This is a genomic window from Candidatus Zixiibacteriota bacterium, assembly GCA_040753875.1.
Taxonomy (GTDB): domain Bacteria; phylum Zixibacteria; class MSB-5A5; order GN15; family FEB-12; genus DATKJY01.
The window spans coordinates 387551-411545 of record JBFMDV010000005.1 but is presented as its reverse complement, the minus strand read 5'-3'; the positions used below and the strand labels follow the sequence as shown (position 1 = coordinate 411545).

The 23995-nt window shown below is 56.5% G+C and carries 25 protein-coding genes; 21 read left to right on the top strand and 4 right to left on the bottom strand.

The genetic code is table 11. The features are described 5' to 3' along the window. Positions 1 to 152: 152 nt before the first annotated feature. The 15 genes from AB1644_03375 to AB1644_03305 all read left to right on the top strand — a co-directional run bounded on the left by AB1644_03375 (position 153) and on the right by AB1644_03305 (position 10571). A complete protein-coding gene (locus tag AB1644_03375) occupies positions 153 to 590 on the top strand; it encodes a transcriptional repressor (GenBank protein MEW6050087.1) in 438 nt (145 codons plus the stop codon). 10 nt (positions 591 to 600) lie between these two features. Then, a complete protein-coding gene (locus tag AB1644_03370; GenBank protein ID MEW6050086.1) occupies positions 601 to 852 on the top strand; it encodes a hypothetical protein in 252 nt (83 codons plus the stop codon). A 12-nt stretch (positions 853 to 864) separates the two neighbouring features. Next, a complete protein-coding gene (locus AB1644_03365; GenBank protein MEW6050085.1) occupies positions 865 to 1095 on the top strand; it encodes a FeoA family protein in 231 nt (76 codons plus the stop codon). Between the two features lie 40 nt (positions 1096 to 1135). Beyond that, positions 1136 to 3421, top strand: a complete 2286-nt coding sequence (gene feoB, locus AB1644_03360; protein MEW6050084.1) for a ferrous iron transport protein B — start codon at positions 1136 to 1138, stop codon at positions 3419 to 3421. A gap of 203 nt (positions 3422 to 3624) precedes the next feature. Next, on the top strand, positions 3625 to 4428 hold the full coding sequence (locus tag AB1644_03355; protein ID MEW6050083.1) for an energy-coupling factor transporter transmembrane component T: 804 nt from the start codon (positions 3625 to 3627) through the stop codon (positions 4426 to 4428). 2 nt (positions 4429 to 4430) lie between these two features. After that, the gene (gene truA, locus AB1644_03350) at positions 4431 to 5207 is read left to right on the top strand and encodes a tRNA pseudouridine(38-40) synthase TruA (GenBank protein MEW6050082.1); all 777 of its coding nucleotides are present in this window, start codon (positions 4431 to 4433) and stop codon (positions 5205 to 5207) included. Further along, a complete protein-coding gene (gene fsa / locus AB1644_03345) occupies positions 5204 to 5854 on the top strand; it encodes a fructose-6-phosphate aldolase (GenBank protein MEW6050081.1) in 651 nt (216 codons plus the stop codon). The genes truA and fsa overlap by 4 nt, the downstream gene beginning before the upstream one ends. Continuing rightward, the gene (purB, locus tag AB1644_03340; GenBank protein MEW6050080.1) at positions 5851 to 7146 is read left to right on the top strand and encodes an adenylosuccinate lyase; all 1296 of its coding nucleotides are present in this window, start codon (positions 5851 to 5853) and stop codon (positions 7144 to 7146) included. The genes fsa and purB overlap by 4 nt, the downstream gene beginning before the upstream one ends. Then, complete coding sequence (locus AB1644_03335; GenBank protein MEW6050079.1) at positions 7143 to 7847, top strand: phosphatidylserine decarboxylase family protein; 705 nt, start codon at positions 7143 to 7145, stop codon at positions 7845 to 7847. Before purB ends, AB1644_03335 begins: the two co-directional genes overlap by 4 nt. Continuing rightward, positions 7834 to 8598, top strand: a complete 765-nt coding sequence (gene pssA / locus AB1644_03330; protein MEW6050078.1) for a CDP-diacylglycerol--serine O-phosphatidyltransferase — start codon at positions 7834 to 7836, stop codon at positions 8596 to 8598. The genes AB1644_03335 and pssA overlap by 14 nt, the downstream gene beginning before the upstream one ends. Further along, positions 8588 to 8836: a phosphoribosylformylglycinamidine synthase subunit PurS gene (gene purS / locus AB1644_03325; protein ID MEW6050077.1), complete on the top strand. Its 249-nt coding sequence runs from the start codon at positions 8588 to 8590 to the stop codon at positions 8834 to 8836. Before pssA ends, purS begins: the two co-directional genes overlap by 11 nt. After that, a complete protein-coding gene (purQ, locus tag AB1644_03320) occupies positions 8836 to 9549 on the top strand; it encodes a phosphoribosylformylglycinamidine synthase subunit PurQ (GenBank protein MEW6050076.1) in 714 nt (237 codons plus the stop codon). The genes purS and purQ overlap by 1 nt, the downstream gene beginning before the upstream one ends. Next, positions 9546 to 9812: a DUF4321 domain-containing protein gene (locus AB1644_03315; protein ID MEW6050075.1), complete on the top strand. Its 267-nt coding sequence runs from the start codon at positions 9546 to 9548 to the stop codon at positions 9810 to 9812. The genes purQ and AB1644_03315 overlap by 4 nt, the downstream gene beginning before the upstream one ends. A 30-nt stretch (positions 9813 to 9842) precedes the next feature. After that, on the top strand, positions 9843 to 10088 hold the full coding sequence (locus AB1644_03310; GenBank protein MEW6050074.1) for a twin-arginine translocase TatA/TatE family subunit: 246 nt from the start codon (positions 9843 to 9845) through the stop codon (positions 10086 to 10088). Between the two features lie 30 nt (positions 10089 to 10118). Further along, positions 10119 to 10571, top strand: coding sequence for a hypothetical protein (locus tag AB1644_03305; protein ID MEW6050073.1), 453 nt, complete (start codon positions 10119 to 10121; stop codon positions 10569 to 10571). Positions 10572 to 10655: 84 nt separating this feature from the next. Here the strand turns inward: AB1644_03305 and AB1644_03300 are convergent, their stop codons facing one another. Genes AB1644_03300 through AB1644_03290 form a run of 3 tightly spaced genes read right to left on the bottom strand, consistent with a single transcriptional unit; the run spans position 10656 to position 14578 of the window. Next, on the bottom strand, positions 10656 to 13145 hold the full coding sequence (locus AB1644_03300) for a serine/threonine-protein kinase (protein MEW6050072.1): 2490 nt from the start codon (positions 13143 to 13145) through the stop codon (positions 10656 to 10658). Positions 13146 to 13154: 9 nt separating this feature from the next. Further along, positions 13155 to 13883 carry a metallophosphoesterase family protein gene (locus AB1644_03295; protein ID MEW6050071.1) on the bottom strand — a complete coding sequence of 243 codons (729 nt, stop codon included), beginning with the start codon at positions 13881 to 13883 and terminating at the stop codon, positions 13155 to 13157. Continuing rightward, positions 13880 to 14578: an FHA domain-containing protein gene (locus tag AB1644_03290; GenBank protein MEW6050070.1), complete on the bottom strand. Its 699-nt coding sequence runs from the start codon at positions 14576 to 14578 to the stop codon at positions 13880 to 13882. Before AB1644_03290 ends, AB1644_03295 begins: the two co-directional genes overlap by 4 nt. A gap of 33 nt (positions 14579 to 14611) precedes the next feature. On the opposite strand from AB1644_03290, the gene dusB reads away from it, so the two are divergent. Together dusB and AB1644_03280 are read left to right on the top strand one after the other, a co-directional pair. Next, positions 14612 to 15742 carry a tRNA dihydrouridine synthase DusB gene (dusB, locus tag AB1644_03285; protein ID MEW6050069.1) on the top strand — a complete coding sequence of 377 codons (1131 nt, stop codon included), beginning with the start codon at positions 14612 to 14614 and terminating at the stop codon, positions 15740 to 15742. A 74-nt stretch (positions 15743 to 15816) separates the two neighbouring features. Further along, positions 15817 to 16779, top strand: coding sequence for an electron transfer flavoprotein subunit alpha/FixB family protein (locus AB1644_03280; protein ID MEW6050068.1), 963 nt, complete (start codon positions 15817 to 15819; stop codon positions 16777 to 16779). A gap of 64 nt (positions 16780 to 16843) precedes the next feature. On the opposite strand, the gene AB1644_03275 is transcribed toward AB1644_03280, so the two are convergent. Next, the gene (locus AB1644_03275; protein ID MEW6050067.1) at positions 16844 to 17932 is read right to left on the bottom strand and encodes a hypothetical protein; all 1089 of its coding nucleotides are present in this window, start codon (positions 17930 to 17932) and stop codon (positions 16844 to 16846) included. Between the two features lie 369 nt (positions 17933 to 18301). On the opposite strand from AB1644_03275, the gene AB1644_03270 reads away from it, so the two are divergent. The 4 genes from AB1644_03270 to AB1644_03255 are packed head-to-tail and all read left to right on the top strand — an operon-like array spanning position 18302 to position 23930. After that, the gene (locus tag AB1644_03270) at positions 18302 to 20893 is read left to right on the top strand and encodes a hypothetical protein (protein ID MEW6050066.1); all 2592 of its coding nucleotides are present in this window, start codon (positions 18302 to 18304) and stop codon (positions 20891 to 20893) included. Next, positions 20890 to 21882, top strand: a complete 993-nt coding sequence (locus AB1644_03265; protein ID MEW6050065.1) for a PorV/PorQ family protein — start codon at positions 20890 to 20892, stop codon at positions 21880 to 21882. The genes AB1644_03270 and AB1644_03265 overlap by 4 nt, the downstream gene beginning before the upstream one ends. 9 nt (positions 21883 to 21891) lie before the next feature. Continuing rightward, on the top strand, positions 21892 to 22794 hold the full coding sequence (locus AB1644_03260) for a PorV/PorQ family protein (GenBank protein ID MEW6050064.1): 903 nt from the start codon (positions 21892 to 21894) through the stop codon (positions 22792 to 22794). A 17-nt stretch (positions 22795 to 22811) separates the two neighbouring features. After that, complete coding sequence (locus tag AB1644_03255; protein ID MEW6050063.1) at positions 22812 to 23930, top strand: isocitrate/isopropylmalate dehydrogenase family protein; 1119 nt, start codon at positions 22812 to 22814, stop codon at positions 23928 to 23930. Positions 23931 to 23995 lie beyond the last annotated feature (65 nt).

The following is a 23995-nucleotide window of genomic DNA, read 5'->3' as shown; positions in this document are numbered from 1 at the left end:
GGCCTTTCTATTTGCGGTACAAAGGGATACGCCCAAGAAAGAAAATGTGAGAAAAATCACAATACCCCTTGACAGGTCCCGAATTTTATATAAATTTTGAAATTGAAAATCGTTTTCATTTGACCGATATTAAGGTCAAAGGAACGGATGCAATGAAAGAGTTTCTGCGCACCAAAGGGTTCAAGATGACTCCACAGCGGGAGCTGATATTCCGTTCGTTTTTCGAGCTTGGCAAACATGTCTCGGTCGACGAGCTGTACGAGCGAGTGAAGCAGCAGGACCGTTCCGTTGGGTACGCCACGGTCTGGCGCAATCTCAAGCTGATCTGCAAGGTCGGGCTGGCCGAGGAGGTGAATCTTGGCGATGGTGTCACGCGGTACGATCGGGTCACTCGCGAGCCGCATGGGCATTTGTACTGCCTGCAATGTCGCACGCTGGTCGAATTCGATACCGGCAACCTGATGGGCGAATTGATCAAGACGACGGACTCGTTCCATTTCCAGCCGGAGGGATTCAAGATAGAGATCCAGGGGTACTGTCAGGAATGCCAAAAGGCACGCCATGTGGTCGGCAAGAGCAAAGTGCATTGAGGCGATAGTCATGTCGGCAGCGATGACTACAATGATGATCTCCTGCGAACAGGGTTCGCGTTTGACCGCCGACCAGATGCAGGGAAAACGGATGTACGAAAGCCTGTGCGATAAGTGTCACAAGCTGATACCACCGAAGAACCTGACAGATGACGCGTGGTCACTGGCGGTGGAACGATATGGACCGAAACTCCAGCTGAGGCAGGACGAGCTACGGCTCTTGAAAGCATATCTCACCCGGGCAAACGATCAGGATTTTTGAGGAATACCAGCAATGACGTATCTCAGCAAAATGGCGCCGGGCCAAAAGGGACGGGTGATCGGATACACCGACGACAATCGCATCGCGCGCCGTCTGACCGAACTGGGGCTTGTACCCGGGCGAACGATCGAGTATGTGCGCAACGCGCCCCTGAACGATCCGCTCGAGGTACAAGTGGGACCGTGCTGTTTGTCGCTCCGTCGTGCCGAGGCCTCAATGGTGGCTGTCGAGCTCGAAGAATAGTGTGGGTGTCCTTCGTCCGAACCACGTTCGGGAGTCAGTCATGGGTGTGACATCAGCGCTGCGTCAGGAGTCGGCCACTGTCACCGTCGCCGTCTGCGGCAATCCCAATTGCGGTAAGACCACCATATTCAACGCCATTACCGGCCTTCGCCAGCGCGTGGCCAACTATCCCGGTGTTACGGTCGAAAAAACGAGCGGCACGTTTCGAGTGCCGTCCAGTCCGGATCGCGAATTTACCCTTATCGATATCCCCGGTACCTATTCGCTGGCGGCGTTCTCTCCCGATGAATACATAGCGGCACAGGCGCTGTTCGGCGGGATCGACGGTGAGCGGGCCCCCGATATCATTGTCTGCGTGGTTGACGCCACCAATCTGGAGCGGAGCCTGTATCTGCTTTTCCAAGTGATGCAAATTGGCCGGCCGGTCGTGGTGGCGTTGAACATGGTGGATATTGCCCACAAGCACGGTGTCAGGATCGACCATAGTCGTCTTTCGCAGGAATTGCACGGTATCCCGGTGGCGCCGGTGGTGGCATCACGTGGGAAAGGGATATCCGAGCTCATTGACAAGATAGGGAGTCAAGCCGACAGCGCCCCTATGGTCGGTCCGGGCTACTACGATCCGGCCACCGAAATGATCCTGACCTCTCTTATGGAACCGGAACGCAATGCGCCTCAACATGGCCACCGGCACCGGCATCGACACGGCAGACATGGCGGCGACGGGTGCCGTCACCGGTCGCGAGCTGAGTACCTTCGGGTGCTGTTCGATGTCAGCGGCCCGGCGGAGCGAGCCTTTTTGCTGGACTCAGAGGATGGCATGCGCTCCATGCTGGAGAAGGCCCGCCACGAGATCGCCAGCCGGCTCGGATCGCTGTCCATTGCCGAGACCGGGTCGCTCACCTCGAAAGCGGCGGCGATCTCGCGAAACGTAGTGACAACTTCGGCGGAGCGGCGAAAGACGACTTCGGCGAAGATCGATCGTCTGCTCCTGCACCCGGTTCTTGGGCCGATGCTCCTGATATTGATCATGGGGTTCATGTTCCAGTCTATCTTCGCCTGGGCCGAGCCGGTCATGAACTTGATCGACGACGTGTTCGGTGGTGTGAGTACGTATGTCGGGTCGTTGTTGTCCGACGGGCCGCTCCGGTCGCTCCTGACCGACGGCGTCATTGGCGGTGTCGGGTCGGTGCTGGCGTTTTTGCCGCAGATCGTCATACTGTTTCTGTTCATCGGCCTGCTTGAGGATTCCGGTTACATGCCGCGAATTGCCTTTCTGGTGGACCGGGCGTTCAGTTGGTGCGGGCTATCCGGCAAGTCATTCATACCGATGTTGTCTTCCTATGCCTGTGCGGTCCCCGGCATTATGGCCACGCGGACGATAGAGGACAAGAAACTGCGTTTCATGACCATTCTGGTGGCGCCGCTGATGACCTGTTCGGCGAGGCTACCGGTCTATGCCATCATGATTGCTGCCTTCATACCGCATAAGGTCTATCTCGGATTTCTCAATTCACATGGTCTGGTGCTCGGAGGGCTGTATCTGCTCGGACTGGTGGTGGCTGTCCTGGTATCGCTGATCTTGAAGCATACTTTGCTCAAAACACAGCGGGGGACGTTTATGATGGAGTTCCCGTCGTACAAGGTACCGACACTCAGTTCGGTGTTGATCCGCGTGTACCACCGAGCCCGTTCCTTTGTAGTGCGTGCCGGAACGGTAATTTTGGCTATCACAATCATTGTCTGGGCACTCAGCTACTACCCGCGCTCGGAGGCGATCCAAAGGGACTATGCTCGCCAGGTGAGCGTGATCTCATCCGACCAGTCGATCCATGATGCCGTTCGATCGGCAAAACTCGCGGAGGCTGAGCGCGAGCGGGCTGGGGCGCAACTCCGCGAGTCGTATCTGGGACAACTTGGCAGGACGGTCGAGCCTCTGTTCCGGCCACTTGGTTGGGACTGGCGCATTACGATGGCTACGCTGGCTTCGTTCCCGGCACGTGAAGTGATCATAGCGACACTGGGGACGATTTTCAATCTCGGTTCCGAGGCTGGTGAGAGTTCCGGTTCGCTCGTTGACAAGATGCGCTTGGCGACGTGGGATCATGGCCCGCAGATTGGCAAGCCGCTGTTTTCGCCGGCGGTCGCACTTTCCATAGTTGTGTTCTTCGCGCTCTGTTGTCAGTGTGGCGCAACGTTGGTGACGATCAGGCAGGAGACCCGAAGCTGGAAATATGCTGCCGGGACGTTTGTTTATATGACGGTGCTGGCATACTTTGGCGCTATGGCGGTGTATCAAATATTTACTCGCTTTGGGGGCGTATGAGTCCCGCGTTGCAACAAATGGTCGTAGCTGCCATAGTGGGCGCTTCGGTGCTGTATCTTGCGGTCCGGTATCGCCGTCGCCGGCATAAACCAGCCTGCACCAGCTGCGCCCTGCACAAGGCGGCGACAGCGCCGAAACAGTCTCCGCGCTAATCGCTCCCAATCATTGCTTTTTTGACCCTCCCGTCTATATTCTGAGCGCTGATGATACGGACAACTCCCATATTCCTGGGGCAGTATCGCCCCCTTGAGTCGTTTCTGCATCGGTTGGATGCCAGAGCTAAACTTCTGCCGGTTCTGGCGGTGTTAGTGTTGGCGTTACTGACCACATCAGTGCTCTTTTATGGCATCGTACTGGGTGCTCTGATCACTGGGCTGCTTCTGTCGAAAGTGGGTCCGGGGAATCTGTGGCGGAATTTCCGGCCGGTCCTCCTGTTGGTCCTGATCACGTTTCTCTATCATATTCTTTTCTCCGGCAAGGAGGGGCCGGTGCTGTTTACGATCGATACCTATCCCGTTACTTCCCGCGCGATGGCCAATGCCGTGTTCTTTTCGCTGCGGCTGGTGCTCTTTATCGGCATGGCGTTCCTAATCACACTCACCAATTCCCCCTCCGAGCTGGCCGAAACGGTCACGTTCCTTATGAAGCCGCTGGGACGTCTCGGTGTCCCGGTTAATGATCTGGGTTTGATCGTATTCATCGCCATGAGATTCATTCCGATCCTGTACGATGAATTTGTTTCTATCCGAAACGCCCAGATGATGCGTGGCGTGAATTTCGGCGGGTCGTACGTTCGCCGCATACGGAGGACCACCGTGCTTCTTATTCCGGTGTTTGCCTCGGCCATGAATCGCGCCGATGACCTCGCGCTGGCGATCGAGGCGCGCGGCTATCATGGCCATGCACCACGAACGGCCTACACGCACGCCCGGTTTGGTAAGGCGGAGTACAGTTTCATGCTGGCCGGAACAGCGACGATTCTGGCGCTCTTTTCCCTCACCCGGTAATCATGCCGACTCGGAATATCAAACTTCTGGTCGAGTACAAAGGGACCACCTTTTCCGGCTGGCAGGTGCAGCCCGGTCAAAGGACGATACAAGGGGAGATAACCGCGGCTATTCGAAAAGTCACGGCCTGTGACGTGGATGTGATTGGGGCGGGGCGAACCGATGCCGGTGTGCACGCGCTGGGACAAGTGGCCAACTTCCACATCGACCATCCCCTGGCGTCCGAGCGATACAAAGACGCGCTCAATTTTCATCTCCCCGATGATATCCGCATCCATTCCTCAGTGGAGGTGAGCGCCGACTTCAATTCCCGGTTCAGCGCACGGTGGCGCCGGTATCGGTATGTCATGTCTCAGCAGAGGTCGGCGATCTACCGCGACCTGCGCTGGGAAAACCCCGTAGAGATTGATTACGAGGTGTTGCAGGCGGCCGCCCGGACAGTTGTCGGTGAACATGACTTTGGTCCGTTCTGCGTGACCGCTTCCCAAAAGCCTGACAATACATGTGTGATCGCTTTCTCGCGGTGGTACCGATTGGGGCCACTCATGGTGTATGAGATCTGCGGCAACCGGTTCCTGCATAGTATGGTGCGGTCGCTTGTCGGTGCGATGGTCAATCTGGCCGGCAAGCCACAGGACAACAATGTGCAGAACTTGACATTAGAGCGATTCCGGAATATCATTCTCGGGCAAATCGATGAACGAGTAGTATTTACCGCCCCGGCGCAGGGCCTGTACCTGGTCGCCGTGGGATACAATGACAGGGAGAGCCAGACATGAAGTTCTTCATAGACACGGCCAATCTGGATGAGATCAAAAACGCCGTGGCAATGGGTGTGCTTGATGGTGTTACCACTAATCCGTCGCTGGCCGCAAAAGAGTCCGCGCCGTATCGGGAAATTCTCAAAGAGATATGCAGAGTAGTTCCGGGACCGGTATCGGCCGAGGTGCTGTCTACCGACGCGAAAGGAATGCTCAAAGAAGCGGAAGAGCTCTGTAAGATCGCCGACAATATCGTCATTAAGATCCCGACAATCCTCGAGGGACTCAAGGCTATCAAGGCGCTCCATGGCCAGGGGACGATGACCAACGCGACGCTGGTGTTCAGCCCCATGCAGGCGCTCCTGGTGGCGAAAGCTGGCGCGACGTTCGTATCCCCGTTCATCGGAAGGCTCGATGATGTCTCGACCGATGGTATGAAACTCATCGAGGAGATCGTTCAGATCTACGAAAACTATGACTACGAGACCGAGGTTCTGGTGGCGTCGGTACGGCATCCGATGCACGTGGTGGAAGCGGCGCTGATCGGCGCCGACGTGGTCACCATGCCGTACTCGGTGATCGCCCGCCTGATACAACATCCGCTGACCGATATCGGGCTCGAGAAGTTCATCTCGGACTTCAAGAAAGCCGGCAAAGACAAATGATCGCTCGGTACACGCTTCCTGAGATGGGGGCGCTCTGGTCCGAAGAAGCCAAATTCCAAACATGGCTGGAGGTGGAGATCGAAGCAGCCCGCGCCATGGCACAACTGCGGCTAATTCCGGCATCGGTTGCCAGGGCCATAGAAAATAAAGCGCGCTTTGATGTCGCCAGGATCAATGCGATTGAAAAAGAAGTCAACCATGATGTCATTGCCTTCCTGACCTGTGTCGGCGAATACGTGGGGAAAGATGCCAGGTACCTGCATTTCGGCATGACCTCATCCGATGTCCTGGATACGGCGTTGTCACTTCAAATGAAACGGGCAGCCGGGATCATCGATGCCAAGATCGTGAAGGCCCTGGCGTTGATCAAGGGTCTGGCAAAGAAGCACAAGAATACACCTTGCATCGGGCGAACTCATGGTGTCCTGGCCGAACCGACCACTGCCGGTCTCAAGTTCGCTATGTGGTACACCGAGCTGACTCGCGCTCGGGTGCGGTTTGCCGCTGCCACGGAAAACATCTCCGTAGGTAAGATCTCCGGCGCGGTGGGCAATTTCGCCAATCTCGATCCGAAAGTTGAAGAAGCGGTGTGCAAACGTCTGGGACTAAAACCGGCCGAGGTGAGCACCCAGGTAATTCAGCGCGATCGCCACGCCGAGTATATCCTGGCACTGGCGCTGCTTTGCTCCTCATTGGAGAAGTTCGCGACTGAAATCCGCAATCTGCAGCGGACTGAGATCGGTGAGATGATGGAGGGATTTGCCAAGGGGCAGAAGGGATCGTCGGCCATGCCACACAAACGGAACCCGATCACTGCCGAGCGGATCACCGGTATCGCCCGGATGCTTCGCGGCTACGCGGTCGCGGCCATGGAAAACGTCCCGCTCTGGCATGAGCGGGATATCGCGCATTCATCGGTTGAGCGTGTGATCATTCCCGATGCGACTATTGTTACCGATTATGGACTCGAGAAGTTCATTGGACTCCTGAGCGGTCTGGTGGTCAACGAAAAGCGGATGCTTGAAAATATCTACTATGGCGGCGGCCTGGTCTTCTCCCAGCGGCTCCTGCTCAAGCTGGCCGGACCCGCCGGTTCGCGTGAGAGAGCGTACCGTATGGTTCAGCGAAATGCCCTTGCCGCCTCGGAAGGGAAGGGGTTGTTCCGGGAACTGGTGAAGCGGGATGAAGAGGTCACGCAATATCTCAAGGAGGCTGAGATTGATGAGTGTTTCGATGTCGCCTATTATACGCGCAATGTCGGAAAGATATTCAAACGGGTGTTCGGGCGATGATTGCGCGCGAGGGGTTACCATTCATCCTCGGGGGATTACTCCTCACAGTATCGACCGTCTGGCTTGCCACTCGTATCGACAGCCGATGGCTGTTCGTTATGGGAGTGATGTTCGCATTGCTGACCTTGTTTGTCACCTATTTCTTCCGTGACCCGGAGCGTGCTGTCGCCGCGACTCCCGGCATCCTGGTGTCCCCCGCGGACGGCAAGGTGATCGGCATTGACACGCTTGCCTCACACACCTTCTTCGATGGCGCCGTAACGAAAATCTCAATCTTCTTGTCGGTGTTTGATGTTCATGTCAATCGGATTCCGATCACCGGGAAGGTCGAGTACGTGGAATACCATCCGGGCAAGTTCTTCGCGGCCTTTGAGGACAAGGCTTCGGAATTAAACGAGCGGACCGAGATCGGGATGACCGCGATCACTGGGCAGAAAGTTCTTATCAAGCAGATTGCCGGCCTGATCGCCCGACGGATCGTATGCCGGGTCAAGGCAGGGGATGAATGCAAAGCCGGGGATCGCTTCGGGCTTATCCGTTTCGGCTCACGTACCGAGCTGTTTGTGCCGGCCGACAGCGATATTCGGATCAGGATCGGAGAGCACGTGGCCGGCGGGCGGACCGTCATTGGCTACCTCAACACAAGTTCGATATTAAGCGCTTCCGATCGAGCCAGTCAGGAGGCGCGTGGGAAATTATAGAGGCATCTTCCCCGGCATGTTCACCATGGGAAACGTGGTGTTCGGGTTTATCGCTCTCCTGGAGGCCGTGGATGGGCGGATCACGTCGGCCTGCTGGTTTGTGCTGGCGGCGGCGCTTATGGATGCGCTCGACGGCAAGGTGGCTCGTTTGAGCGGTTCAACTTCTCAGTTTGGTATTGAACTGGATTCCCTGGCGGATTTCCTGTCGTTCGGCGTGGCACCGGCGATGATAGTCTATGCGATCAAACTGAACGATCTCGGCAAGTGGGGTTGGATAATCTCGATTGTCTATATCATGTCCGCAGCCTATCGGCTGGCGCGCTACAACGTCATGGCCGAAAGCGAAGAGAAGAAGGAATTCGTGGGGCTTCCGGTTCCGGCAGCAGCTGTCACGATGGTCTCGTTCATCATATTTTGCTACCGAATTTGGAATGGTTTGGAGTACTCCGAGTGGCTGGTCACCATGATCGTGTTGTTCTCTGTGTTGATGGTCTCGCAGGTGGAATACGATGCCATTCCGGAGCGTTTTGACCGCCGCCAGGACCGGATCAAGCTCGGCGCGCTGCTTCTGGCGGGGCTTTCGCTAATCATTGTCAAGCCGAGACTGATGTTGTTTCCGCTTATGGCGGTCTATATATTGTATGGCATGGCCCGCGAGTTTTATCGCTTATTCTATGTTGGCGTCGGCAAGGTAACCGGGCGGCCGTACTTAAAGCGGCGATTTCGGAAAGACGAGAGTGATGACGAATAAGAAGAAAGTGGTCGTTTATGTTCGCCTCAAAGATGGGGTGCTCGACCCGCAGGGGGTGACGATCCAGAAAGCGCTCGCCCAGATGGGGTACGGCGAGTTCATGTCGGTCCGGTCCGGCAAGTTTTTTGAGTTGGAGTTTGACGCGCAAAACGGCGACATTGACCGCCGGATCGATGAGGTGTGCCGAAAGCTCCTGGCCAATCCGGTGATCGAGAAGTACTCGGTGGAGAAGACCTGATGAAAGTCGGCGTGGTGACGTTTCCCGGTTCCAATTGCGACTATGATGCGTTCGCCGCGTTCCGTTTTGTGCTGGGCGTGCCGGTCGGGTTTCTTTGGCATAAGTCCGAAGACCTGTGTGGCAGTGACCTGATCATTCTGCCGGGCGGATTTGCCCACGGTGACTATTTGCGAGCCGGCGCTATCGCGCGCTTCTCACCAATCATGAAGCAGGTCATTCGGTTTGCCAACTCCGGCGGCCTGGTGATGGGGATCTGCAACGGTTTCCAGGTGGCCACCGAGGCGGGACTCCTCCCGGGTGCGCTCATCAGAAACAGCCACCTTCGGTTCTCCTGCAAACAAGTGTACCTGAGAGTAGAGAACAACCGGACGCCATTCACTGCCGATTGCAGGGTTGGTGATATCCTCCGGGTCCCTATCGCCCACGGCGAAGGGAACTACTACAATTTCGAGGGGGATATCAGGAAACTCGAGGACAAGGGACTGGTACTGTTTCGGTATGTCGACGTTCAGGGCAAAGAATCACCGTTGGCCAACCCGAACGGATCCGCCCATAATATTGCCGGGATCATCAATGAGGCAGGGAACGTACTTGGCATGATGCCACATCCGGAACGGGCGGTGGAGACGATTCTGGGGTCAATAGACGGTCTGAAGATATTCGAGTCGGTGCGGGGGCATTTGGCATCCCGCCGACCGGTGGAGAGTGCGTGAAGCGAAGAGAACTGACGTTTATCATCACGGCGCTGATTCTTGGCGCCGTACTGGGCGGGCTTTTGGGGGATGTTATCGGCACATACCTTCCGGAAGGGGCAGCCAAGACGTTATTCACCAAATCCGTCGTCATCGGGTTCGATGCCACCAAAGTGGAGTTCTACGCCATTTCGTTCACGGTGGGGCTGATGTTCAAGATCAACTTTATGTCACTCTTGTTTGTTCTACTTGTTATCGTGTATTTTCGGTGGTGGTACTTATAGAGGTACGCGTACCTCAGGAAGGACGTTACTATGTTCGGAATGGGCCCATGGGAAATGCTGCTGATCTTCCTGGCGATCCTGCTTCTGTTCGGGGCGAGGCGGTTGCCGGAGATTGCGCAGGGGCTCGGCAAAGGGATCCGCGAATTCAAGCGGGCGATGAAAGACACCTCCGATGAAGTCAAGGGGTCGGTGACCGAGATCAGGCATGATCAACCGGCGCCGCCTCGTCGTGACGAAACGCCCCCCAAGAAAGATGAGGCCGGTCCTGCTCGCTGACGATAGACATGAGCGAACGGAGCAAACCTGATGGCCACCAGTTTTAGTCAGACCGATGCCGACAAAATTGGCGCCTTGCTCGGAGCCGAAAAAGTCTCCTGGGAAAAGGATCATTTCCGCTTCAAAGTCACTAACACCGAGGAGCGACGCATCCTCGTGCTGGAGGTGTACCCCGAAGTCACCCTTGGCAAAAGCCGGGGCATGCTGGTGGTCGTGTATACCGGTAACTCGCATCTGCAGGTGCATAACTGTACGGGGTATGTGACCTCGGAAGAACTGGGCGAGGTGACCTTTGTGGCGGAGACCGCCAACCATCTGTCCGGTTTGGTAGTGGAGCGGGGCGCCTCCTGTTCGCTGTACGCGTCGATCAATCGCGAGCTTATTTCATCGGACTTCACACAACTCGGCGTGGAGGTTATGCTGTCGGGTGTAGCGTTGTCTTTGGTTGAGGAGATTCTCGACAAGAACCCGCCTGAAAAATAGCGCTGAGTTTTTCAGAGACCAAATGCAAAGGCCGGCACGGTGCACCGTGGCGGCCTTGATCGTTCGTGGTACGTTGTTCTCGACTCAGCTCTTGGCGAACGACTCAACGAAATCGTGAAGGTCGGTTGTGATTTCGGAGGCTTTCTGATACCGTTCCTGCGGGTTTTTCTTCAGCGCCTTGGCGATCACGTGGTCGAACAACAGCGGGATCTGCGGATTGAGATTGGACGGTTTATCCGGCTCGTGATGCATGATGGCGTAGATCAGCGACGTGATATTTTCTCCTTTGAACGGCCTGCGCCCGAGTAGCATTTCGTACATCAGCACACCCAGCGAGAAGAGGTCGGCGCGTCGGTCGATGGGCAGCCCGCGAAGCTGTTCGGGCGAGATGTAGTTCGGGGTACCCATGGCGATACCGGTCTTGGTCATGGAATTGGAGTCGATTCGTGCAATTCCGAAATCCATCACTTTGACGCGATAATCGCTGAGCACCATGACGTTGGCCGGTTTGATGTCGCGGTGAACGATACCCCGCTCGTGTGCATACTCAAGAGCCGCGCAGATCTGGGTGATTATTTGCGCAATGATCTTGTAGTTGAACCGAGTTTTTTTCTTGATGAGATGTTCGAGTGTGACCCCTTCAAGGTACTCCATGGCAATGTACTGCAGGGGCCCTTCGGAACCGACGTCGTAGATGGTCACGATATTCGGATGGGAGAGCTTGCCGGCCGCTTGAGCCTCGCGATACAGGCGCTCCTTGAGCTCGGCGAATTCGTCCGGGTCGTTTACGAAATCCAAACGTATCGTTTTCAACGCTACCGGGCGGTTGATGGCCGGATCGATACCCCGGTACACCATCCCCATAGCGCCTCGTCCAAGCGTCCCCATAATCTGGTAACGGCCGAGATTCTTGAGGTCGCTCTGGTCGCCGGGAAGCGACAACTCGCCGCTGTCGCGTTTGATACCGGCGCCGCTCGAATCCTTCCAGCCATCGGAGCTGCTGTCCGAGAACCCCAGCCCCTCGGAGGAACTCGCCGTCGCACCGGACTGTGACTGACCGTGACCGCCACTGATGTCACTCATATCGCCGACTTCGAGCGGTTCGGATGGCGAAGCCGTCTTGGACGAATCGGTGAGCCCATCGGCGAGCGCCGTAGTCCGTTGGGCATGACGGCCGCTGTCCCCCATATCGACGGCCGTGGTGACCAGGTTGTCCGGATCTGCAGGCGATACCTTGAGTTCGCGAACTTTCACTTCATCGGCGCTGCCTGCTGCCTGTCCCCGGGCCTTTTCCGTATGTACTTTGGGCACCTTCTTGCGGTCCGTGTAGGTGGCAGCAGATTCACCGGCCAGCAGGGTGGATTCGAGCAACGGTGAAGCAAAGGCGAATAAGACCAGTTGCAGCATCACGTACATGGTCTGCGGCATAGTGTTGAAACTGGCCAGCATGAAGTAATTGACATTGGCCAGGATGACCAGCCCGGCTCCGAGGATGACCATGCGGTACATCAGCGCGACGCGCGGCAGAATGAACGCGCACACGCCGCCCAACAGGAAGAGCACCAAAAGATCGATCCCAGGTCGCCTGTTCTGGACCATCAGGATGCGGTTGTTGATGATGTTGTCCATGACGCTGGCCTTGACCGCCAGCTCTGTGGCGTCGTTGCCCACCGGCGTTACAAACGTCTCATTCTGATCCGGCGTGCTGACCCCGATCACGATTAGTTTGTTCTTGAACTGCGAGTAGTTGAACTTCTCACCAAGGACATCGGCAGCCGAGTGCCGCACAAACGGGTTGTCTTTCGTGAAACTGATGAAGAACTCGCCCTGGTCGCTCACCGGGATCGTGCGCTGGGTGCCAAGGTGGATCTGACCATCATCACCGACTTTTATCTTGTCCGGGGTCATGCCCAGGTAGACCGCCGCGGCCATGAGGGGCAGCGACGGGTAGTAGAATCCCTCATAATTCATGATCATCGGCTGGTGGCGCAGGATGCGGTCGTTATCCGGCGCCGTGTAGTTGAAACCAAGATACGGGTCATGCGAAAGCAGTTTCTCCGCCGGGAGGAACACCTTTCGGGCATTCAGACTCGCTTCTTCACTGAGCAGACCCACTTTGTTGTCGACATTGACGGAGTTCTTGAACAGATACTTCGGGTTCGATGTCTTGTTCCCTCGGAAATTGGACAGCGCGATGTCATACGGCAGGATGGTATTCGGCACCCAGCTCAGTTGATCGGCCAGTATCTGCGTATATCCGGCCGAATCCTGGCGCGCTTCCTCGCTCAGCTCGACGTCCAATACGACCGCCTTGGGCTCGCCGCTGGCTGCGGCAGCGAGCAGATCGGCAATCCGGTCGTGATTCCAAGGCCACTGCCCGAACTCAGTCTGCGCGCGTGCGTCAATCATCACCAGCTGAATGTTGGGCGGCGGCGTGCTTGACGCTGTCACCCGGCACAGCAGGTCATTCACCGAGCGCTGCATACCGGCCAGCGGTGTGAAATCGTTGACGTACAGAATAACGACCAGGATCGTTATCAGGAGGTACAGTATGTAGGTCGAGTACTTACTCATGTCGCCACCTCATCGCCCGACCAGCAGACGGTCAATCAAAAGTTGCGGGAGCCTGGCCCTGGCCATTTTGCGCTGAGTCAGGTCAATGTCGTACGAGACGCGATGGTACTCTATTTCGCGTTCTACGCTGTCATAGGTCACATAACACCCGCGCGGATCGTTGTCGCGCGGTTGGCCCACCGAACCGACATTCACGATATAGCGGTTTTCGTCATCCGGTGCGAAGTCGTGGCCGGTCTGCTGCCGGGAGCTGCCGTCCGGCGCTTTGGCGAATATCATGGGCAAGTGTGAATGGCCGATAAAGCAGATCTGATCGTCGAAACTACGGAATGCCGTATCGGCTTCGATGCCGGTGAGCACGTAATGCCATTTATCGGGTTCGTGAGGTGATGCGTGCACGAAGTACAGGTTCTCGTATCGAGCATCCATCTCCAGGTCGGCGAGGATGGAAAAATCATGGTCGGTCAATTGCGACTGCGTCCAGTCCATCGACTCCTTGGCCACGCTGTTCATGATTTGTCCGGACAGGAGGCCCAATGCGGCGTATTCGTGGTTCCCCATCAGCTTGACCGGACAGTGCTGGTCAACCAGTTTCAGGCAGGGGCTCGGGTCGCCCCCGTACCCCACCACATCCCCCAGACAGTAGATCGTATCAACCTTGTGCGTTTCGCAGTCTCGCAGGACCGCTTCCAGAGCCTCAAGGTTTGCGTGGATGTCCGATATCACGGCAAGCCTCATCGTTGGCTGCCCTCAACGAACTTGAACACGCTCTTGCCGACACTCATGATGTCACCGTTCTTGAGGACTGCACGTGAAATCTCCTCGCCGTTCAGTTTGGTCTTACCGGACCGGCCGAGGTTGATGAGAATGTAGTTGTGGTCTTCCTGGACAACCTTCGCCTGGATGCCCGAAAGCAGGAACCCCTTGGCCTTGATATGGACGAACTTGGCGGAGCCGATTGTCGTCACTTCGCGGTCCAGCTTGAATTCGGAGAATTCGGTATTTTCCTCACCCAACAGGACCGAGCCGCCGTACTTGGCCACGATCTCCCGCTCCACCTTGTCGTTCTCCAGAAGCTCCTTCTGACGTTTGGTGTTCAGCACCATGGTGCCGTCCATGCCGGCCGTCTCGGGACCTTCGTGGGTGGTTTCCCGGTTGTAGATGAGCGAGTACTTGCCGATGGTGATGACGTCTTTGTCCCGCAGCACTTCCTCGGTGATCTTGCGATTGTTCACAAACGTGCCGTTCAGTGACTCATTGTCGATAATGACGGCGGCGTTGTTGTTGAATTCGATCATCGCGTGTTTGCGCGAGACCCCTCGGTTTTCGAGCACGATGTCGTTGTCGTTGGTGCGTCCGATCGTCACGCGTTTCTTCTCGGTGACAATGCGCTCGATGATCTTGTCTTCGTACTTGATGACTATTTCCGGCATGGGATATCCCTTTCGCCTTGTGTATCGGACAGTATGTTCTCGCTCTTGTCGGCGATACAAGCGCCGAACTTTGACTCCCGGCGGCGACTTGCCGCTTTCGGTCAACGTACATATATTGTCGGCATGCAGATAGGAAACTTAAACTTGTCCGGACAGGTGCTCCTGGCTCCGCTGGCGGGGGTTTCAAACCGGCCGTTTCGGGTTCTCGCGGCCCGAGCGGGTGCCACGATGACCTTTACGGAGATGGTCTCATCGGAAGGGATTATCCGCCACCAGGACAAGACCCTGTCCATGATGGCGTTCAAACCCGACGAGCAACCGCTGGGGATTCAACTGTTTGGCGCCGACCCCGAGGTGATGAAGCAGGCTGCCCGGATCACGGTGGAGAAGTTTCGCCCCGATGTCGTCGATATCAATTTCGGCTGTCCGGTCAAGAAAGTGGTCAACAAGAACGGCGGCTCGGCGGTACTTCGCGATCTGGGCCTGACGGAAGAGATCATTCGCGGTGTGGTCGAAGGGGCGGGGGAGACACCTACGATGGTCAAGATCAGGTGCGGCTGGGTCGATACGTTGCCAGTCTATCGCGAGGTCGGCCAGATTGCCCAGCGGTCCGGCGCCAAGGCTATCACGCTGCATGCACGCAGTCGCGCCCAGGGATTCACCGGGAAAGCGGACTGGTCCGCCATAAAGGAACTCAAGGAGGCCGTTGATATCGCCGTGATCGGAAATGGTGATGTGCAGACACCCGAGGATGCCCGGCGGATGCTCGAAGAGACCAGATGTGATGGTATCATGATCGGCCGAGCGGCACTGGGGAACCCGTTTATTTTCGGACAGATCCGGCGGTATTTCGAGACCGGTCAGCCGGCCGAGGAACCGAGCATGCTCGAAAAGATCGAGATGGCGCGGCTGCATGCCCAACTCATGGCGGAGCAGTTCGGCGATCAGCGCGGAGCGATCATGATGCGGCGGTACCTCGGCTGGTATGTCAAAGGTTTTCCGGGCGCTACCGAACTGCGCCCAGCTCTGTTTGCAGTACATACCATCAGCGACATTGAAACGGTGTTCGCCGACTACGTGCGCCGGACCTTGAACGTGGAACCTTCAGCGACACCAGTGATCTCGGGCGAACCATGGAGCGCGCCATCATCGCCGCTTACGTAGCCGTTTTCTGTTGCTCTCGATTCGATCCCCCTATATATTCGCGCCAATGAATTCTGCTTTGATTGGGTGATCGTATGAAGATTCTTGCTATTGCACTGCTAAAAGACGGTAAACTACTCTCGGCGTCGTTTGAGACCATTGAGGCAGCCAAGTCCCTTGGGGGCGAACTCTTAACTGCCGTGTTGGCGGAGTCCGCGGAAACACCGGCCGAGGAGTTGGCGGCCCGAGGCGGTGGGAAACTACTGGCCATCTCACACCCGAGTCTGAAGTATTTCAACGATGAGGTTTATGCCAAGGTCATTTCGGCGCTCATAGCCAAACATTCACCGAATGTGGTGATCGGTCCTGCGACCTTTTATGGTAAAGCGTTGTTTGCTCGTTTGGCCGGTATGAATGGCGGTTCGATGGCGTCCGATGTTACCGGGCTGGCGGTCGAGGGAGGGGAGGTTCTGGCAGTCCGTCCCAGCTACGGTGGCTCGGTGATTTCGCGAATTGCAGGAAACGGTTCGGCGACGTTTTTTGTCACGATCAGACCGAAGATTTTCGCCGAATCAAAGAGTGGCACAGGTGAAGTGATTGCCGAATCAGTTGATTCTTCGTGCTTTGCGGCCAAGACTACCGTTCGTGAGTCCAAATCAGAATCCGGCGGCAAACAGAACCTGGCTGAGGCGGATATCATCGTGTCGGCCGGGCGCGGGATCAAAGGTCCGGAAAATGTACCCCTGGTCAAAGAACTGGCCGATGCCCTTGGGGCTGCCTTTGGCGCCTCACGCGCGATTGTCGATGCCGGCTGGGTGCCGTATGCGTATCAGGTGGGGCAGACAGGCAGGACGGTCAACCCCAAGCTCTATGTGGCGGTGGGTATCTCCGGAGCCATCCAGCATTTGGTAGGCATGCAGACCTCGCAGACGATAGTGGCGGTCAATCGGGACAAAGACGCACCGATCTTTAACATCGCATCCTATGGCATAGTGGGTGACTTGTTCGAAGTGGTGCCGGTATTGACAAAGAAATTCAAGGCCGAATTGGCGCGCTGAACTAACGATTGCAGAAATTGATTTGTGAGCCCGCTTCCCGGCGGGCTTACTTTTTGGCGATGAATTAACGAGAAGGGGGTATGCCCAGGAAATTGTCCAACGACTGTTTCAACAGGCGATACATGTACTTGGGATTGTGGATCCCGCGAGAACCGTCCTGAGCAAACAGCAGATAGTTATAGAGTACCCGCGCCGAGTCGGCAGAGACGAACGCTCCGTTGACGGGCACTGTGTCCGGTCCGAGCATGCCGGATAATTCGAGCACAAACCGAAGCCCCTCCGCCAGATTAGTGAGCGAGTCAAGTCCTGGACGGCTGTAAAACCCCTGGGCGGCGATGACTGAAGGACCAGTATGACAGCCTGTGACGTTACAGTTCGCAATGTACTGCTCACCTGTTGTCTTGTTTTCCAATCGAAACGAGTGTTCGCCGAACTCATATCCCTGACCGGTGCCGAAATGACACATAAGACAACCGTCGCGCGAGTCAAGCGCGTGGCTGGTATCGGCTGCGACCGGCCCACCCAGCGGATATCCGCCCTTGCTGGCGACAACATCAGCCTGGGCGCTGAAATGGGGTCCGAAGGTTCGGGTGAGAGTCATGTGCGCCGTATCGGCCACCGACAGCGGATACCGAATCGCCTGATGGCAGACCGCACACATGTTGGACTGCCCCAATTCGTATCCCGATTGATTTACGAGCAGCACCGTCTGGGCGTCGCCGCGAAGCGTGTCCATGCGCCACTGGCCATACTTGCCGCTATGCGCCATGTGGCAGGTATTACAGCCAATCACAGCCGGGTTTGATATTGCCGTGACTGTGGATCGCACGCGTATGGAATCGTATTTGATGAATCCCTGACTGGCGTGACAGATCGGGCCACAGGTGCTGGTGACGGAATCGTTAAGCGGGTCGTGATATTCCAGCAATCGCGTCGAGGCGTGCGCCGAAGCTGCCCATTGTCCGGTCGGAACCTTGATGATCTCGTCTTCCTTGGCGCCGCCGTCGTGGCAGGTCAAGCAGGCCGCGGCGAGCGTGGAGTCGTAGTAGGTGTTGTTATTGACTTCGGTGACCAGTTTGTCGCAGGCGGGGAGAAAGGCAAGGTGAACTCCCAGAACGAGGAGAATGGCCGGCGCGTATCTTTTCACAGACATGGAGATAATTCTGCTCGTCTCTTCAGGTGCAGGCTATATAGCGAGCGGGCCTGGGCGTGTCAACGGATATTTGGATCGCGAATTCCGTCCCGTGATGTTGCTGTCAGACGAACGAGCCAAAAGAACGCATAACGCGGAACCTCTTTTGAGATTCATGGTATAACCGGAGGAAACCACCGACTAACCGGGAAAGCACTTGCCTCGCCACTGCTAATTGGCTATTCTTTCAGCTTGAAAAAACGCGACCGGATGGTGTCATATGCTCCGGTCGAAACGTGGTGAGGAGGAGCCTTTGGTGGTTTCTGAACAAACCGCTGCGTCAGCATCGGTCGGACAGTGTCTGCGGCTACGATCCTGGGGGAATAATCCATGCGTAAACTGATTCTGGTCTTCATTGCGGTGCTGCTGCCTCTTGGTGTCGTGGCGGGACCGGCTTCCTATTTCGACGTTCCGGACACGGCGTATGCCAGCAACGTGGTGATCGATATTATCGAACACAACGGCGGCGTCTGGTTTGCCACTGGCAACGGAGTCAATTTCAGTTACGACGAGGGCCTGAATTGGCTGCTGTATGATTCGAAAAATGGATTGATCAGCGATGATGTCTCAGCCATGCTCTCCCTTAACGGCCGGTTCTGGGTGGCGACCAATCACGAGGAACCGCTTCCGGGCGGAGGCGGTTATTATACGTTCTCCGATGGATGTTCGTATACCGACGATGGCGGCAATACATGGAACCGGATCGACTTCGGTTCATCTGGATTAGACATTCCTTGGGTCTGGGGAGCCGACAGAACGATCTATGACATGACCGGCATGCGCGATCGCCAAGGCAGAGATTGGGTCTTCTTCACCGCCTTTGCCGGCGGTTTCCTCGTATCGCAAGACGGAGGGATAAGTTGGCGACGTATCTTTGCGGCTCCCCGGGATTCTCTGAATTTCGAACGCACAAGGGCCGGCCAAGACACGCTTTACTGGAGCAACCGACAGTTCTCCTGTGTGGCCGACACCTCACACGGCGATTCCGTATTCGTCTGGAGTGGCTCGGCTGCTGGTGTGCATCAACGAATATTCGCTGTGCCGGCCCGGAAGCTCTATAGCGACAGGATTAACAACGCTGCTCTCTGCTCAGGTTGTAGCGCGGGCAGTACCACCATGTTTCTCGCGGGTGACCGTGGTGTCACCAAAGGAAAGATCACTGGTGGGCCGTTCATTACACGATTCGAATCCGACGGCCTCCCGGGCTCTTACACGACGGCGGTCTATCAATTCGGTGGCAGGCTGTTCGCGGGCACGGCTGACAGCGCCGCCGGTGCATCCACTGGTTTGGCCTACTCCGATGACCTCGGCGATTCATTTATCGCTGACACGCTTTCGGCGGTAGTGGGAACAGGTCGCCAGATTCTCGACTTTGCCGTCATGCGTGACCGTCTGTATATGGCCGCCGAGGAGGCGGGGCTGTTCGTCTCCCTTGATACAGGCAAGACCTGGCAGCATATTTTCGTCGACTCTGCCGATACAACTCCTGCCGATCGCCGCAACGTGGTGCGGGCGCTCGACGTGCTGGCTGACACGCTGCGGGCAGGCGGTGACTCGGGACTCGTGACGTTGTACCTGAGCCCAACCGGATCTATTGATTCATCGATGTTTCATGTGTTTCCTGAGAATCTGTCGAGTGGCGGGCGGGTGATTAGGGTCCGGACACAGAGGTATGGGTACAACCCCGCCGACAGCACCTACGATTCATTGGCTGTCTGGACCTGCAATCGACCACAGGCATCAGGCACGTCAATGGTCGGTCGTTCCCGCAATGGCGCCACTTGGATCAATCTCCAGCCATCGGCCGTAATGTACGATGTCGGTTTCATCGGTGATTCGGCTTTCGTTGTCGGCGAAGACGGCATCCGATTCACCCGGACAGGTCAGAATCCCACGCTAACCCTTCAGGTGACCGACAGTACCACGGCAGTGCGTTTTGATCTCGACACGGTACTTTCCATGATGGTCTTTGGCGACACGGTGATTTTCACCAGCAAACATGGCCTGGCGATCAGCCCAACCCGCGCGCAGAATTTCAAAGTGTTCAGGGGGAATCTTGACTCACTCGGAGCCGATGTGGTGGTCAACTACACGCAGATAAACACCATCAATCCCGATTCAGGCGGGTTTTTCACCTATGGTCTTACTGGCAACTTCGTGCCGGCTCTGGCGATGCAGTACCGGAACGACGGCAGCAGTTGGCTGTGGGCGTCGGGACGCCCAACCGGCAGTTCTGGCGAGATCACCGGTATGTCGGTGGCCCGTTATGTTGTCGCCCGCGACACCCTGGGCGACAGCATCGGTATGAAACTCCGGTGGGATGCTGTCAACGAGCAGGAATTCGCCTGGAACTTCGCATTCAACGGCGACACGGCGTTCGCCGCGACCAACTCGGGCCTGCTCATGTATAACGACACGGGCGTAACTATCGCCTGGGACACGATTCCTTTTGTGGACAGTACCGGACGTGTGCTCGTCTCCCCAGACCAAGCGGTGTATGCCGTCAGAGTGGTCGATAACACGATCTGGGTAGGTACTGATAACGGAACGGTGGCAATTGCTGTCAATGATTTCACCAATCAACGGGTCTACGGCGTGGTTGATTCTTCCGACGAGACGTATGCATATCCAGTACCGATCAGTATCAAACAGGGGCAACGTGCCGGCTTTCACTTTGTGGTGAACTCTCCCACCGGTGCCGACGTCACGATCGAGATATATGATTTCGCGATGAATCTGGTAAAGCGGGTTTTCGAAAACAGGTTTTATCCGCAGGGCACTTACCAGGGGTTCTATTCGGGCGTTCCGGAGTGGGATGGCCGCAACGGCAGGGACCAAGCTGTCGCGGTGGGTGTCTATTACTTCAAAGTACTCTATTCGTCCGGCGAAACACGCTGGGGAAAGCTGGCGGTGATACCATGAGACGACCGGGAATTGCAGTCGTTCTATCGCTTGGCCTGCTGCTTTCGCTCGGGTCTGTCGCTGGGGCAGCTGATGGCGATGGCGGTTACGCTGCGTCGTTTCTCCAGGTGCCGATCGGTGCTCGTCCTGCGGGGATGGGAGCGTATCTGGCGGTTTCCAACGATGGTGCCGCGCCGCTCTTTAATCCCGCTGGTCTGGCCGGTCTTGACCACAAGCTGTTCGCAACATCGTACCGCGCCATGCAGCTCGATCGCGTCCTGGGTTATGCGACTGCCATTTTCCCGGCTCGTGGTCAATCGGCTCTGGGGGTCCATTGGCTGTATGCTGGTTCCGGATCGGTTGCCATGCGGGACTACAACGGCGTCCCGACCGGCGAGGATTTCAGCCTGAACAGCCACGTGTTCAGCATCGTGTTTGCCAAACGGTTCGAGCGATATCTGGCGATTGGCACCAAGCTCAATTATTTCCATTCGCTCATGCCGGACGTAAAGGCGTTTTCGGTCGGGTTTGATTTCGGCGGTATGCTGTATGTCGATCAGTTCATCAATCGCGAGAAGCGTGAGACAATGCCGATCCGCGATATTCAGCTTGCCCTCACGCTGAAGAATTTCGCCGCCAAATACATGTGGAACAGTGAGAAATTCAATCGTTCCAGATCCGGGTACGGTGAGCTTGGGTACGATCAGGATGACCAGGTGCCGATTGAAGTTGGCCTAGGCGGCTCGGCGCGGTTCCTGAATCGAAAACTCTTACTGGCAACCGACCTGGTGAAGAATACCAAGCAGGACCCGGTGTTCCGTGGCGGCGCCGAATATTTTGTCACGCCGGAGTTTGCCATCAGGGGAGGTTACGCCGCGAGTCGATTTTCGGCGGGTACCGGGTACGCGTTCAAACTGGGGAAACAGGCGGCGATGATCGACTATGCGTTCAACTCTGACCGCGTTGACGAAGGCTCCGAGCATATCTTTTCACTCGAGGTCCTGTTCTAAAGGCGTGATATGACCAGACAACTTTCCACGTCGTATGTCATGTCGCTGGCAATTCTGGTTTTCGGTTCGGGCGCCTATGCGCAGGACGGTCTTGCCCTTATGAAAGTGGAGCCCGGTGCTCGGCCTTCCGGCATGGGGTCAGCCTTTGTTTCGCTGACAGGTGACCCGAATGTCTCGGCCTACAATCCTGCCGGGGCGACCGGCGGCAGCAAGTTCTCAGCAGCGTTTTCGCACAGCACCTATTGGGAGAATATTCGCCTCGAGAACGGATTCTTCACTTCCCCTTTGAAGGGGCGTCTGTTCATTCATGGCGGGATCCGCTATGCGACTATCGACAATCTGGAAATGCGACAGTCCCCGGTCGATATTCCCGATGCGTTGTTTGAAGCCAACGACGTTTCGTTCAAGGCCGGGCTGGCCTATCGTTTTTCCGAGAAAGTCTCGGCTGGAATTGGTGCTGGGTGGTTCATTGAGAAGATCGAATCATGGCGAGGCTCTGCCTTCAATGTCGATTTCGGCATACAGGCTGTACCTCGCCCGGATGTCCGGCTCGGTGCGGCGGTCACCGATCTCGGCTCCGATTTCAATCTCACCAAGTCGGGTGCCGTTTCGTCGCGTGATATTTCGCTGCCGACCGCCTATCGATTTGGCGGGTCGTACACCTACCGCAAGTACCTCGGAGCGGCTGATATCGTGGTATTGGATGACAAGGCTCACCTGCACCTGGGGGCCGAGTCCAGACTTCACGAACTGTTTCAACTTCGCGCCGGCTTCATGTCCGGATACGACAGCAAGAACTTCACCGCGGGAGCTTCATTTACGCGCTCCAGCCTGCGCGTCGATTACGCGTTTGTGCCGTACACGCACAGCCTGGGAACATCGCACATATTCAGTTTTGTCTTCGAGATATAACCAAAGGATCACCTGACATGCCCAAGTATAAGATTGCCTGGCTGCCCGGCGACGGGGTTGGCAAGGATGTAATGGATGCCGCCAGGATTGTGCTGGATAAACTGCGTTTCGATGCCGAGTACATTCATGGGGATATCGGCTGGGAATTCTGGAGCAAAGAGGCGAACCCGCTGCCCGAACGCACCATTGAACTCCTGAAGAACACCGACTGCGCGCTGTTCGGTGCTATCACCTCATTGCCCAAAGAAGAGGCCGAAAAAGCGCTCATTCCGTCGCTGCAAGGGAAAGGGCTGACGTACGCGTCGCCAATAGTCCGGATGCGCCAGGAGTTCAATCTGCGCACCAACCTCCGTCCGTGCAAGGCGTATCCCGGTAATCCGCTCAACTACAAAGAGGGGATTGACATCGTGGTGTTCCGGGAGAATACCGAGGACCTGTATTCGGGTGTGGAGTTCTTTCCGCTGCCCGATGAAGTCCGCGAGGCCGTGAAAAAGCACAACAAGAAGATGGGTCGGTTCGACAAGACGCCTGGCAACGAGATCGCCGTGTCGCTTCGCATCAACACCAAGAAGGGGTGTCGGGATATCATCACCGACGCCTTCGAATTCGCGAAGAAAGAGAAGCGTCCGCACGTGACAATAGTCGAAAAGCCGAACGTCATCCGCGAGACCTCGGGCCTGATGGTCCGCACCGCGCGCGAAGTGGCAAAGAACTACCCCGGTATCGAACTGAAAGAAGCAAACATCGATGCCATGTGCATGTGGCTGCTTAAGAACCCGTTCGACTATTCGGTGATCGTCACGTCGAACATGTTCGGCGATATCATCTCCGATCTCTGCGCGCAGCTTGTGGGGGGGCTCGGATTTGCGTCGTCGGGGAATATCGGTGACAAGTACGCCGTCTTTGAACCGACACACGGTTCCGCGCCTAAGTACGCCGGGCAGTATAAGGTCAATCCGCTGGCGATGATCCTCACGTTGAAACTGATGTTCGACTGGCTCGGCGAAAGCAAGACCGGTCTGGCGGTAGAAAATGCTGTGGCGGCCGTGGTGCGAGAAGGGAAAGTTCGTACCTACGATATGGGAGGCACTAACAGTTCTTTGGACGTAGCCAAGGCCGTGGCGGCGAAGCTGTAAGTTGTCGTTTCAGCGAACGGTGGAATCCATATATGCTGACAACAGGGGCCACCGGCCCCTGTTCT